The organism is Aeromonas sp. S11(2024) (assembly GCF_041402345.1).
In the GTDB taxonomy this organism is placed as follows: Bacteria; Pseudomonadota; Gammaproteobacteria; order Enterobacterales; family Aeromonadaceae; genus Aeromonas; species Aeromonas veronii.
In genome coordinates this window covers 296,570-308,878 of record NZ_JBGLRC010000003.1, presented here as the reverse complement: position 1 = coordinate 308,878, position 12,309 = coordinate 296,570, and the positions used below count along the sequence as shown (strand labels likewise).

The 12,309-nt window shown below is 58.9% G+C and carries 10 protein-coding genes, 1 tRNA gene and 1 rRNA gene; 7 read left to right on the top strand and 5 right to left on the bottom strand.

What is annotated here, in order from left to right; genetic code table 11:
• From rrf to ACB040_RS04760, 3 genes are all read left to right on the top strand, one after another.
• Positions 1 to 104: ribosomal RNA gene (gene rrf, locus ACB040_RS04770) — 5S ribosomal RNA — on the top strand; the annotation flags it as partial.
• 97 nt (positions 105 to 201) lie between these two features.
• Positions 202 to 278, top strand: a tRNA-Asp gene (locus ACB040_RS04765).
• Between the two features lie 529 nt (positions 279 to 807).
• Complete coding sequence (locus ACB040_RS04760; RefSeq protein WP_371153434.1) at positions 808 to 2,760, top strand: ligand-gated channel protein; 1,953 nt, start codon at positions 808 to 810, stop codon at positions 2,758 to 2,760.
• Positions 2,761 to 2,827: 67 nt separating this feature from the next.
• On the opposite strand, the gene ACB040_RS04755 is transcribed toward ACB040_RS04760, so the two are convergent.
• The 3 genes from ACB040_RS04755 to ACB040_RS04745 form a co-directional block, all read right to left on the bottom strand.
• Positions 2,828 to 4,216, bottom strand: coding sequence for a sensor domain-containing diguanylate cyclase (locus tag ACB040_RS04755; protein WP_338773373.1), 1,389 nt, complete (start codon positions 4,214 to 4,216; stop codon positions 2,828 to 2,830).
• 140 nt (positions 4,217 to 4,356) lie between these two features.
• Positions 4,357 to 5,718 carry an ATP-binding protein gene (locus ACB040_RS04750; protein WP_236324360.1) on the bottom strand — a complete coding sequence of 454 codons (1,362 nt, stop codon included), beginning with the start codon at positions 5,716 to 5,718 and terminating at the stop codon, positions 4,357 to 4,359.
• A 33-nt stretch (positions 5,719 to 5,751) separates the two neighbouring features.
• Positions 5,752 to 6,474 carry a response regulator gene (locus ACB040_RS04745; protein ID WP_088868240.1) on the bottom strand — a complete coding sequence of 241 codons (723 nt, stop codon included), beginning with the start codon at positions 6,472 to 6,474 and terminating at the stop codon, positions 5,752 to 5,754.
• 199 nt (positions 6,475 to 6,673) lie between these two features.
• Here ACB040_RS04745 and ACB040_RS04740 point away from each other — a divergent pair, with 199 nt between their 5' ends.
• Together ACB040_RS04740 and ACB040_RS04735 are read left to right on the top strand one after the other, a co-directional pair.
• On the top strand, positions 6,674 to 7,024 hold the full coding sequence (locus tag ACB040_RS04740) for a hypothetical protein (protein WP_005355311.1): 351 nt from the start codon (positions 6,674 to 6,676) through the stop codon (positions 7,022 to 7,024).
• A 192-nt stretch (positions 7,025 to 7,216) separates the two neighbouring features.
• Positions 7,217 to 9,211, top strand: a complete 1,995-nt coding sequence (locus ACB040_RS04735) for a methyl-accepting chemotaxis protein (protein ID WP_338773375.1) — start codon at positions 7,217 to 7,219, stop codon at positions 9,209 to 9,211.
• Positions 9,212 to 9,304: 93 nt separating this feature from the next.
• Here ACB040_RS04735 and ACB040_RS04730 read toward each other — a convergent pair whose 3' ends face one another.
• Positions 9,305 to 9,724 carry a hypothetical protein gene (locus ACB040_RS04730; RefSeq protein ID WP_101531509.1) on the bottom strand — a complete coding sequence of 140 codons (420 nt, stop codon included), beginning with the start codon at positions 9,722 to 9,724 and terminating at the stop codon, positions 9,305 to 9,307.
• Positions 9,725 to 9,823: 99 nt separating this feature from the next.
• Positions 9,824 to 10,738: a LysR family transcriptional regulator gene (locus tag ACB040_RS04725; RefSeq protein WP_338773377.1), complete on the bottom strand. Its 915-nt coding sequence runs from the start codon at positions 10,736 to 10,738 to the stop codon at positions 9,824 to 9,826.
• 376 nt (positions 10,739 to 11,114) lie between these two features.
• Between ACB040_RS04725 and ACB040_RS04720 the strand changes: the two genes are divergently transcribed.
• The gene (locus ACB040_RS04720) at positions 11,115 to 11,801 is read left to right on the top strand and encodes a pirin family protein (protein WP_005356843.1); all 687 of its coding nucleotides are present in this window, start codon (positions 11,115 to 11,117) and stop codon (positions 11,799 to 11,801) included.
• 39 nt (positions 11,802 to 11,840) lie between these two features.
• Entirely contained in the window at positions 11,841 to 12,233 is a 393-nt protein-coding gene (locus ACB040_RS04715; RefSeq protein WP_005336513.1) for a DoxX family protein, read from the top strand.
• Positions 12,234 to 12,309 lie beyond the last annotated feature (76 nt).

The window sequence follows — 12,309 nt, the reverse complement described above, 5'->3', positions numbered from 1 at the left end:
TAGCGCCGTGGAACCACCTGATCCCATGCCGAACTCAGAAGTGAAACGCGGTAGCGCCGATGGTAGTGTGGCATTCGCCATGCGAGAGTAGGACACTGCCAGGCACCCAATTAAACAGCGATGTGAAGAATCACGTCACTGGCTGCGAGGATGACACCTCAGAAGATGCAGCAGAAGATTTAGCGAAAGCTAACCGAATGCGGAGCGGTAGTTCAGTCGGTTAGAATACCGGCCTGTCACGCCGGGGGTCGCGGGTTCGAGTCCCGTCCGCTCCGCCACTAATTTGAAGGCCTTCCCTGATGGGAAGGCCTTTTTGCTATGGGCTGTTTTTGCCAATTGACCCCGATGGTTGCACACCGGAACCAACACAAAGCCCGGCTTCATGACCGGGTTTTGGTATTTTTAGCCTGCTGGTGAGCTGCCGACATCCCACCACGATGCCAATACCTTCCCCTATTGGCGTTCTTGCTACTGTTTCCACCTCTGTATCGCAGCACATCCCATCTTGCGACGGTACGTCATCGCTTCCACTTGTTTGTATAATCCCCTTTTTTACTTATGGATTTATTCCATTAAAACAGTCTCTTATCAAGAATTCGCGATTCTGTGGCAGGAATACCACACGAATCAAATGATAATGATTATTGTTTGAATGATCCCGTCGGGGTCGTTACAATGCGGGCTGATTAATAAAGTGCTTTTCAAATGAGCCTTTTCTAATGCTGCGCCTGGCCGGATGCCAGGGCGTTGTAATGAGTGAAGTAAGGGAATACGTCACCTTCCTACCAAAAATGTTCAGGCTAAAACATGATAACAGTGAAACCGAACAAGCTTGCCTTGATGATCTGCTCCCTTCTTGCGACCCAGGCCTATGCTGCCGAACAAGAGGTGATGGTCGTCACCGCTTCCGGCTTCCAGCAGAAGATTGAAGACTCTGCCGCCTCTATCTCCGTGATTACCCGTGAGCAGCTGGAGAAGCGTGCCTATCGCGATGTGACTGACGCCCTGAAGGATGTTCCCGGTGTTGTGGTGACTGGCGGTGGCAGCAGCAGTGATATCAGCATTCGCGGTATGGGATCGAAATACACCCTGATGCTGGTTGATGGCAAAAAGGTGGATAGTCGTGGTACTCGCCCCAATAGCGATGAAGCTGGTATCGAGCAAGGCTGGCTGCCGCCACTGCAGGCGATCGAGCGCATTGAGGTCGTCCGTGGTCCCATGTCATCCCGTTATGGTTCTGATGCCATGGGTGGCGTGATTAACGTGATTACCCGCAAGACCACCGGTCTGGCCTGGCAGGGCTCGGTTCACGCTGATTCCACCTTCCAGGAGAACAAGCATGCTGGCAACAGCTTCCAGACCAATGCCTATACCGCAGGTTCACTGATCGATGGCGTGTTGGGATTGCGTGTCAACGGTCAGCTTGCCCATCGTGGTGAAGATAAATTTATCCAGGGTTTTGCTGAGCAGGAGACTCGCAGTGGCACGGCGGTGCTCAGTTTCAAGCCTGATGAACAGAATCGCTTCGATCTGGAAGCCAGTCGTAGTCTGCAGGACCGGGATCGCACAGCCGGCAATTCTCTGGCTGCCAAGGCGAAAGATAGCCTTTATCGCTACGAGCGTACCAACTATGCGCTGACCCATGATGGTCAGTATGATTTCGGCTCCTCCAGCAGCTATCTTCAGCAGGAGACCAACACCAACCCCGTTCGCAAGATAGAGCTTACCAACACCATCGCCGATACCCACACCCAGTTTATTCTGGGGGATCACTACCTGAGCGTCGGTGGTCAGTATCGTTATGAGGAGTTGCACGATCAGCGCAATGCCCTGACAGTGGCCAACCCTGCCGAGCAGCTGACCCGCTGGAGCTGGGCAATGTTTGTCGAGGATGAGTGGTCACTCACCGACAGCTTTGCCCTGACCGGCGGCGCCCGCATGGATCGGGACCAGAACTACGGCTCTCACTGGAGCCCACGACTCTATGGCGTCTGGCATCTGGATGATAGCTGGACCCTGAAAGGGGGCGTATCGACCGGCTACCGCTCCCCGGACTTGCGGATGTCGGCGGCCAACTGGGGCCAGGCCACCGGCGGTAGCAGCCAGGATGGCATGCTGGTCGGCAACCCGGCTCTCAAACCCGAGACCAGCGTGAGTGAAGAGATTGGCCTGCTATGGAACGGTCATCAGGGTTTCAACGCCGGGGTGACCCTGTTCAACACCGACTTCAAGAACAAGATCTCCGAAGTGCGTCGCTGCACCAGCAAGAGTGATCCCGCCTGTACCCTCAATGGTCACAGTTATGACTTCATCAGTGATCGGGTCAACGTCGACAAGGCGAACATGCGCGGTGTCGAGGGGATGATGGATTGGGCCATCAATGAGGGTTGGTCGGTCAGCTCCAGCTACACCTTTACCCAGTCCGAGCAGAAGAGTGGTCCACTGGCGGGTCACGCCCTCAACCAGATGCCCCGTCACATGTTCAACGGCAGTGTTGACTGGCAAACCACCGAGGATCTCAGCCTCTGGTCACGGGTAAACTTCCGTGGCGAGACCTCCGAGTACCTGAGCCGGGTCAAGATGGCGGAGGGGACTCCTTCCTACACCTTCTTTGACATGGGCCTGGTCTACAAGGCCAACAAGCATCTGGATCTTACCGCCGGGGTCTACAACATGTTCGACAAGACGGTGGATTACAGCAGCTATGGCACTGTACTGGATGGTCGCCGCTACAACCTGGGCGTGACCTACAACTTCTGATAGGGAACCTGTCATGCGGCCGCCATCTTCCGATGGTGGCCGTTTTTATTGCGCGTCCGTTAGGGGGCTATGCCTGATAGGAGGCGGCTTGCCAGGTATTGCGCCCCCGTCCCTTGGCCTGATACATGAGGGCATCAGCCTGCCGTAGTAGTTGGTCGGCATCAGCCTCTCTCTCTGCGGCTACCCAGACTGCCCCGGTGCTGATGGAGAGGGTCACCTCGCCGCTGCTGGTGTGCAGGGTTTGCCGGTTGCTCTCCAGGCAAATACGCTCGGCCCATTGCTCTGTCTCGGCCAATGTGGCCAGCGGCAGCAACAGGCAAAACTCCTCGCCGCCGATGCGGGCCAGTAGAGCCTCTTCGGGCAACAGGTTGGTCACAGTCGTGGCCAGCTTTTCCAGCAACAGATCCCCGATGCCATGACCAAAGCGGTCATTGGTCTCCTTGAAGTGATCCACATCGAACAGCAACAGGGCACAGGGCTCCCCGCTTGCCAGCCGCTGCTCCATGGCGGGCATGAATGCCCGTCGGTTGAGCAGGCCGGTCAGGGGGTCGGTACTGGCCTGCTTCTCCAGTCTGGCGTTGGCGCGGCTCAACTCGGTGGTACGGCTGGCAACGGCGCGGCGCAGTTGCACTATGTAGGCCACCATGATCAATGCCCCGGCCAGAAGTAGCCAGGGACCGAGATGGATGGGGTAGACGGTTTCGACATGCATCCACTTGCGGATGATCCGCTCCCGATCGCTCTCTTTGAGCTTGGCGAACCCCTCTTCCAGCCGGTTTAACAGGGCAAGGTCGCCCTTTCTCACTGCAAAGCGGATCTGGTCAGTATAGAGGTGGCGAACCGGAATAAAGCGGGTGGGATCGTCGGAGGTATAGATGTAGAAGTTGGCGACCTGCAGATCGGCGATAAAGGCCTTAATGTCGCCCCGAAAGGCCGCCGCCAGCAGGGTGTCATTGTCATTGAAGGTCTGCAGTCTGGTGCCGGGGAAGTAGCGTCTGGCGTAATACTCCTCGTAGCCACCGGCTACCACACCGACCGTTTCATGGAGCAGGTAGTAATGTACATCGGTGCCGCGCAGTTCGCTCGAGAAGAAGAGTTGGGAGTCGAGCTGGGCGAGATGCCGGCCATAGTCGAACAGTTTGTCCCGCTCCGGTGACCAGAGCAGTCCGGCGTGAACATCCGCGTTCCCCTCATGGAGCAGGTCGAGGGAGCCTTGCCAGTCGACCAGCCTGAACTCGATCTTCTGGCCGGTCACCCGGGCATATTCACGCCACAAATCGATCAGCAGGCCATCCGGCTGACCCGACTCATTGATATAGGAGAAGGGCTGCCAGGCTTTGGAGTTGGTAATGATGATCGGCTCTTCCGGGGCTTTGGCCCAGGCAGGCAGAGCAAGGGCGAGCAGCAGGAGCCCCCACCCGATACTGACTATGACTCCTGTCCTGGAAGAGGCCATCCTTGCTCCAATCCGTTGCCGTATACCATCCCGTGGTCACCGATTATCACCGTCTTTCTGATCGAAGAACAAGCGCTCAAATGATGAAGTTTGCATGATGCAAATGGCGCCATGACAAGGCTGGCGGATAGAGTAATTACTTACAGCGGCAGGCTGATCCGCGCCTCCAGTCCCCCCTGTGGTCGATTGAGCAGGGTCAGCTCGCCGCCGTGCTGATGGACCAAGGTGCGGGCGATGGAGAGCCCCAACCCGACACTGCCGGACTCGGTGTTGCGCGCTTCATCGAGCCGCACGAACGGCTTGAACACATCCTCGAGCCGCGCCGGATCGATCCCCGGCCCGTTATCGCAGACCCGGATCAACAGCTCCTCCTTGCGCCGCTCCAGCGACACTTCGGCGCTGCCGGCATATTTGATGGCGTTGCCGATCAGGTTCTGCAGCACCCGGCGCAGGGTGTTGGCCCGGCAGGCGTAGACCTCTTTGCCCTCCGCCAGACAGGTGACCGGCTGGCCGGTATCGGCATAGTCATCGCACAGGCTGACCAGCAGGCTGACCAGATCCAGCTCGCGAGTGGCCTCCTGCTGCCCCTCCTCGCGGGCAAAGCTGAGGGTGGCCGCCAGCATCTGCTCCATCTGTTGCAGGGTCTGCTGGATGCGCTCCTTGTCCTCGCCATCGGCCAGAAACTCGGTGCGTAGCCGCAGGCTGGTGATGGGGGTGCGCAGGTCGTGGGAGATGGCCGCCAGCATCCGGGTTCTGTCCTGCACGAAGCGGTCGAGCCGGGTGTGCATCCGGTTGAATGCCTGAATCGATTCGCGGATCTCGGTCGGCCCCTCCTCTTTCAAGGGCTCGATATCCTCGCCCCGTCCTAGCCGCTCCGCATTGCCTGCCAGCTGCTTGAGCGGGCGGGTGGCACGACGAAACAGCAGCACCATCAGCCCGATCACCAGACTGGCGACCAGCATCAGGTTGAAGGTAGTCTGCCACGACCAGCTACCCGCCTCCTTGTCGACCAGCGAGCTGAACTGCAGCCAGCCCCCCTGCGGCAGTTCGATGGAGCCATAGAGCCGCATATCCCGTGGTGGGGGCGGCCCCTTGCGATCCCGCATCATGCGGGCGTGATGTTCCCACGCCTTGCTGCGCTGGTTATCCTCTTTCAGCTCGGCGCTGATCTCGACGGTGAGGCCGGGGGGGTAGTTGAGGCGCGAGCGCACCAGCTGCTCGAAGCGGGGGCTGCGGTTATCCGGTTGCAGCGGCTCGTCGGAGAGGCGCAGCAGCAGGGTCTCGCTGCGGCTCGCCTTGAGGATCTCGTCATAGAGGGACGGGGGGGAGAGGGAGAGCAGCCTGACCACCGAGATGATCCGCTGCATGGCGTTGCGGCTGTTGACGAAGCCGAGCGCCTCCTCCCGATCCGTGCGGTAGATCTGGATACTGAGCAGCTGGATCAGGATCAACCCTGCCAGCGCCACCAGAATGATCTGGCCGGTCAGCCCCTTGGGCCACATCCGTGCCCATAGCCGTTTCAGTGCATTCACTACTTATACCTGCGTCACATCGGCCGAGAACATATAGCCGCCACCCCAGATGGTTTTGATCAGCTCCGGATTCTTGGGATCCCGCTCCAGCTTGCGGCGCAGGCGGCTCACCAGGGTATCGATGGCGCGATCGAAGGCCACCGCCTCGCGGCCACGGGCCAGATCCAGCAGTTGATCTCGGCTCAGCACTCGCTGCGGGCGTTCCAGAAACACCTTGAGCAGATCGAACTCGGCGGTGGAGAGGCTCAGGCCCACCCCATCCTCATCGACCAGCTCCCGGCGATTGACGTCGAGCAGCCAGCGATCGAAGCGCAGATCCCGGGTCAGGGTTTCGGCGGCGGGTTGGGTTTCTGCCTGGGTGCGGCGCATCACCGCCTTGATGCGCGCCAGCAGCTCGCGCGGATTGAAAGGCTTGGCCAGATAGTCGTCGGCCCCCATCTCCAATCCGATGATGCGGTCGGTCTCTTCCCCCATGGCAGTGAGCATGATGATGGGCAGGTTCGATTTGACCCGCAGCTCGCGGCAGAGGGTCAGACCATCTTCACCCGGCATCATCAGGTCCAGCACCAGCAGGTCGAACTCCCGCTCCTCCAGCAGTCGCTTCATCTCCTTGCCATCCCGGGCGCAACTGACCCGAAGGCCGTGCTGCTCCAGAAAGCGCTTCAAGAGATCGCGGATCTCGCTGTGGTCGTCGACCACCAGAATGTGGGTGCTGCCCTGATTCATGAATACCTCCCCAGCTTGGCGTTGGCACGAGTATACGAAAATCCGCCCGGCGGTTTGTGTCAAAGTGTGCCAGATCCGCACGATGCCACACTCTGCTACAAAAAAGGTTGATGCTGGCAAAGTTCAGACACCGATAGGGTGTTTACTTGAGGGCAAGGCAAGAGCGCCGAACCAGAATCATCCCTACAGGAGATAGACCATGAAAAAGCTGACCAAAACCCTGCTGACCGCCACCCTGATCCTTGGCCTGCCGCTGGGTGCCTATGCTGCCAGTGAAGCGGCCCCCACTGGCCAGCCCGGTGCCATGGTGGATTGCCCGATGGATGGCGGCGGCATGATGGGTGGCAAACACCACGGTGGTCGCCACGACAAGATGGCACGCATGCAGAACATGACCCCGGAGCAGATCCAGGCCAACCTGCAGCAACGTTATGACCGCATTGAAGATCCTGCCAAGAAGGCGGAGTTCATCAAGAAGCTCAACGAGCGTGCCGCCGGCATGACCAAGCACGCCGAAGCGATGAAGCAGTTCGCCGAAGCGAACCAGTAACAGCGCCTGCTGTTATCAACCCAAGGGTGGCCGAGGCCACCCTTTTTGTGATCGTATCGATCCATTTTCGCTCGAATCCTTATCTTGCTGTCGCTTATGTGAGCGATGGCAAACGCGCCGTGAGCGAATTGCAAGATAATGCCCGCTCATATAACAAGCTGCAGTTAGCAGTGGTCGAAAACAGGAGAGGGTATGGGTTGGGATCTGGGGACAATCAAGGGGCGATATACCGGCGTTTTTCTGGGATTCATGGTGGCGGTCTGTGTGCTGACCGTAATCGGCATCCAGTTATGGGTCAAACCCGAGCTGCAACGGGCGGGTGAGCAGAATCTGGTGCTGCGGGTCAGCGAGATTGCGACCGACATTCGCGATCAGCTCAACGGGGTGCAGAGCCAGTCACGCAGTATCACTCAGCTGGTTGCCCAACTGCCGAGTGAGCAAATCGATGCTGTTCTCCCTGCTCTGATCGATCAATATGGCAATGCCATGGTGTTTGGTGGCGGCATCTGGCCGATGCCGGATCAGCGGGAAGCCGGTCGCATCAAGTTCAGTACCTTCTTTCATCGGGATGGTGCCAACAAGCTGATCCCCAACACCTACTGGAACTCGGCCGAGGCCCCCAACTATTTCGATCAGCCCTGGCACAGAGCCGGGCAGCAGGCGGCGAAAGGCATGTGTGTCTGGGCGGCGGCTTACAAGGATGGTGCCAGCCAACAGCCGCGAACCAACTGCGCCATGGGGATCTATCGTGATGGTTCCCTTTACGGGGTGTCCACCATCGATGTGACGCTGGGTTTCTTCAATGATCTGGTCGCCAAAAAAGAGCAGGAGATCGGTGGTCAGGTGATGATCGTCGAGGCCGATGGCAAGATCCTCAGCAAGAATGGTCGTTTGAGCGGGGATGTGGTGCTGGGTAACCTCTCATCTCACGGGGACTATCCCTTTGCCAGCGCCATCGCCAGCCTGCTGGGGCCGGGTAATGGCGCCGCGTTGCAGCGCACTACCTTTCAGGATCTGGGTGAAGAGCAGACATTGCTGATGCAACCCATCGAAGGAACCCCCTGGCTGTTGGCGGCGGCGCTGCCGACCAGCACCCTGACCCACGACAGTCAGGAGGTGCTCAAGACGCTGGCAGCGATCCAGCTACCGCTAGTGGTGCTGCTGTTTGCGCTGATGTTGATGGCCATCAATCAGCTGGGCAGTCGACTCGACACCCTCAAGCAGAACATCGATGCGCTCTCGGCCGGAGATGCTGATCTGACTGCCCGGATCCGGGTCAAGGGGCGCGATGAGCTGGACCATATCGCTCAATCGGTGAACCGCTTTATCGCCTATCTGCAGCAGATGATGTTGCAGGTGACCGAGACCACAGAGCTGATTACCCGTGAATTGGCCCAGCTGGATCAGCAGACGGGGCAGGCCAGACGCATTCTCGGTGAGCATGCCGCCGAGACCGATCAGATAGTGACAGCCCTGACCGAGCTCAGCTCCACTGCCGACAGTGTGGCGCACCACGCGAGCGATTCCGCCAGCTTTACCGAGTCTGCCAATGGTCAGGCGATTCAGTCCCGTCAGGTAGTGGGTCAGGCCTCTGCCAGTGTGGCGGCGCTGATCGATGAAGTGGATCTTGCTGCGACCAAGGTATTGGGGATGCAGGAAGATGCTCGCCAGATCAGCAGTGTACTCAGCGTGATCGGCGATATTGCTGCCCAGACCAACCTGTTGGCACTCAACGCGGCCATCGAGGCGGCGCGGGCCGGTGAGCAGGGGCGCGGTTTTGCCGTGGTTGCTGATGAGGTGCGCGCACTGGCGGCGAGAACCCAGAATAGCACTGCTGAGGTGGGGAGCATGCTCTCCCGGTTGACGCAGGGGGTGGCCGAAGCCGTGGTGGCCATGGAGCACACCAAGCAGAGCTGTCAGGCGGCGACCGAGAATACCGAGCAGGTGACCGGCGGGCTCGACAAGATGGCGGATGCCGTGGTGCAGATCAACGATCTGGGTACCCAGATTGCGACTGCGGCAGAGGAGCAGAGTCGAGTGACCGAAGAGATCAACCGCAACATGGTCACTATCCGCGACATGGTCAATCTGCTGGTGGATAACGGTCAGAATACCGAACAGAGTTCGGCCACCCTGCTGGAGTCCAATCGCCAGCTGGTGGCGTTGGTGCATCGCTTCAAGGTGTAACAAACCGATAATGAAAGAGGGGGAGCCCGGTGCTCCCCCTCTTGCTATCTGTGCCGATGCGGGTGTTCAGTCCACTCCACCGGACGAGCGAACTTAGCCCTGAGCCTTGTCGGTCAGGTCTACTTTCTTGACGGTATCACCTTCGAACTTGATAACGACGTTCTTCTTGGCTGCGTCGGTATCTTTCAGCAGGGTTTTGGTGGTTTCTGCCAGCAGCGGAGAGGCCTTTTTCAGGGCATCCAGATCATAGGTCCACACTTCCAGGCCGGATTCGGTCTTGGTGGTGGCAGGAGCGCCCAGCTTCTCTTTAATAGCCTGCTTGTTGGAGCCGCCTTCCTTGATATCCAGTGCCTTCTTGATGGCTTCGTTGGATGCGCTGTCCACTGCACCGGATACGGCGGTATTAGCTGCATCCTTGACGCTGCTGGTGACGCTGTCGGTCAGCGAGTCCATCAGGCCAGCATTGGCAAACAGGGGCAGGGTGGTGAGGGCTACCAGCAAACTCTTTTTCATTTTTTACAGATTCCATTGGTTCAAATGAGGCGGCTATGGAACCAATAAAAGAGCTGGGTGTCAAGTGAGGCAGCTATTGAGCTGTCTGTTAACTGTGTCTCATTTTTCACCAGCCGCAAACAGTTTTGGGATCTCCCGCACCAGCCAGCTTTTGGCCTTGCCCATGGTGTCTCGCCGCCAGGCCAGCACCACCTGCAGCTGATGGCGGTACTCGGGGCTGATCACCTTGAGCCGACCGGCCCGGATGTCCTCCTCAATCCAGCTCTGCGGCATGGTGCCGATGCCGAGCCCGGCCAGCAGGGCATCGCGCTTCTCCGCCATGGTGCTGACGGTGAGGCGTGGCTGCTTGTCGAGCAGGCGGTAGGTGAGCACCGGTTTGCGAAGGGCGGTATCGGCGACCGCGATAGCGCGATAGCGGCGCAGGGTCTCGTCGGCGAGGGGCTCCGGCTCCTGATGGAGAGGGTGGTCGGGGTGGGCGACATAGAGCATCACCTCTTCTTTCAACACCTGATGCTTGATGCCGGTCATCACGATATCCGGGTTGAGGGAGGAGATGAGCAGGTCGGCGCGGCCATCCTCCAGACACTCCCAGCTACCCGCCAGCACTTCGGCGCGCAGTCTGAGCCGGGTATCGGTCTGCTCGGCCAGCCAATCTACCAGCGGGTAGAGCGCCTGCAAGGGCACCAGCGCATCGACGGCGATGGTGATGTCGGTTTCCCAGCCGCGGGCCAGCGCCCGGGTTTCGCCCACCAGATGTTCGGCTGCCTCCAGCAGCACCCGCCCGCGTTCCAGCAGCATGCGCCCCGCCGGGGTGAACTTGGTGCGGTGGCCGCTTCGGTCGAACAGCATGGCATCCAGTTCATCTTCCAGCTTTTGCACCGTGTAGCTCAATGCCGAAGGTACCTTGCCCAGCTCGTCGGCCGCCGCCGCGAAGCTGCCACGGCGGTCGATGGCATCCAGCACCCGGATCGCTTCCAGGGTGAGTGCGCGTTCCTTGTTCGATTCCTTGGCCATTCCTCACCTTCAATTTTTTTGAATATGTTTGCCAGTTTATCTCGCTAACAAGTTAGGTCATGTCACTTTAATATTCAATCAACGCTTAGGCAGGAACGTCGAGAGGCCAAATATGCGGGTAGTTCTGCACTGTGACACACCAAATCGGTCTGTCTGACGTCGGTGAAAGAACAACACACTATTTGAATAACCTCTTGTATGGATGCATTGATTCTGGCCGAGCTGGCTGGCACGCGAACAAATTCGTATGCCGCTGCGTACTCAAGGCACAGTTACAGTCAGCCTTGCTGACCAGAGCAGCGAATACCGTATTCCGTTCGGTATCGGTAGCGGCAAACAGCGTTAATCAACCGTCCCGGTAGGTGAGGAGCAGACCATGATGCAATTGAGAGCCGCAGAAGCGCGGGGCAAGGCCAACTTTGGCTGGCTGGACGCGCGCCACAGTTTCTCCTTCGGTCACTACTATGACCCGGAGTGGATGGGACACTCGGTACTGCGGGTGATCAATCAGGATCTGGTTGCGCCGGGTGGCGGATTCGCCACCCACCCTCACGCCAATATGGAGATCCTCACCTGCGTGCTGCAAGGCACCATAGAGCACAAGGACAGCCTCGGCCATGCCGAGCAGATCCCGGCAGGGGATTTCCAGCTGATGAGCGCAGGCAGCGGGATCCGCCACAGCGAGTACAACCCCTCGCAGACGGATCCTCTCTCCCTGTTGCAGATCTGGATCGAGCCGAACGAGTTCGGCACGCCACCCGGATATCAGCAGAAGAAGATCGAGTCCAGACCGGGCATGACGCTGGTGGCGTCACCGGATGGCGAGGCGGGATCGCTGCGGATCCGCCAACAGGCCCGCGTATGGCGGCTGGAACTGGCCCCGGGCGAGACGCTCGAATGGGCACTGGCTGGCCGACACGGTTACCTGCAGATGATTTCAGGGGAGCTTGCCGCCAACGGTCTGGCTGCCCGACCCGGCGACGGGGTACTCAGTCGTGATGAATACCGGTGGGAGCTGGTTGCGACCAGTGCCAGCCAAGCTCTGTTATTTGACCTACCCTGAAGCAGTCAGCGGTGATGTGACACAAACGAGGAATATGAAATGGACAAGATGAAAGATGTAGCGCTGCTGGCGGGTCGTGTACTGCTGGCGCTGATGTTCGTAATGGCGGGCTGGAGCAAGATCGGCGGTTACGCAGGTACCCAGGGCTATATGGAAGCGATGGGCGTGCCGGGCTTTATGTTGCCGCTGGTGATCCTGCTTGAGCTGGGCGGTGGCCTTGCCGTCGTGCTGGGTCTCTTTACCCGCAGCCTCTCCGTGCTGCTGGCCGGTTTCACCCTGATGGCTGCCTTTATTTTCCATTATCAGCCTGCAGAACAGATGCAGATGCTGATGTTTATGAAGAACGTCTCAGTGGCCGGTGGTTTCCTGGCGCTGGCGGCGGCCGGAGCAGGGGCTTTCAGTGTGGATGCCCGTCTCGGCAAAAACTGGTAATGCCCTGAAGAGTCAAGTTTTCCAATGCCTTTTGGCCGGTGCAACAGCACCGGCTTTTTTCTGTCTGCGAGATAGT

Coding starts and splice junctions, on each gene's coding strand:
- ACB040_RS04760 (WP_371153434.1), top strand. CDS start 808: ATGATAACAGTGAAACCGAACAAGCTTGCCTTGATGATCTGCTCCCTT.
- ACB040_RS04755 (WP_338773373.1), bottom strand. CDS start 4,216: ATGGCCTCTTCCAGGACAGGAGTCATAGTCAGTATCGGGTGGGGGCTC.
- ACB040_RS04750 (WP_236324360.1), bottom strand. CDS start 5,718: ATGTGGCCCAAGGGGCTGACCGGCCAGATCATTCTGGTGGCGCTGGCA.
- ACB040_RS04745 (WP_088868240.1), bottom strand. CDS start 6,474: ATGAATCAGGGCAGCACCCACATTCTGGTGGTCGACGACCACAGCGAG.
- ACB040_RS04740 (WP_005355311.1), top strand. CDS start 6,674: ATGAAAAAGCTGACCAAAACCCTGCTGACCGCCACCCTGATCCTTGGC.
- ACB040_RS04735 (WP_338773375.1), top strand. CDS start 7,217: ATGGGTTGGGATCTGGGGACAATCAAGGGGCGATATACCGGCGTTTTT.
- ACB040_RS04730 (WP_101531509.1), bottom strand. CDS start 9,724: ATGAAAAAGAGTTTGCTGGTAGCCCTCACCACCCTGCCCCTGTTTGCC.
- ACB040_RS04725 (WP_338773377.1), bottom strand. CDS start 10,738: ATGGCCAAGGAATCGAACAAGGAACGCGCACTCACCCTGGAAGCGATC.
- ACB040_RS04720 (WP_005356843.1), top strand. CDS start 11,115: ATGATGCAATTGAGAGCCGCAGAAGCGCGGGGCAAGGCCAACTTTGGC.
- ACB040_RS04715 (WP_005336513.1), top strand. CDS start 11,841: ATGGACAAGATGAAAGATGTAGCGCTGCTGGCGGGTCGTGTACTGCTG.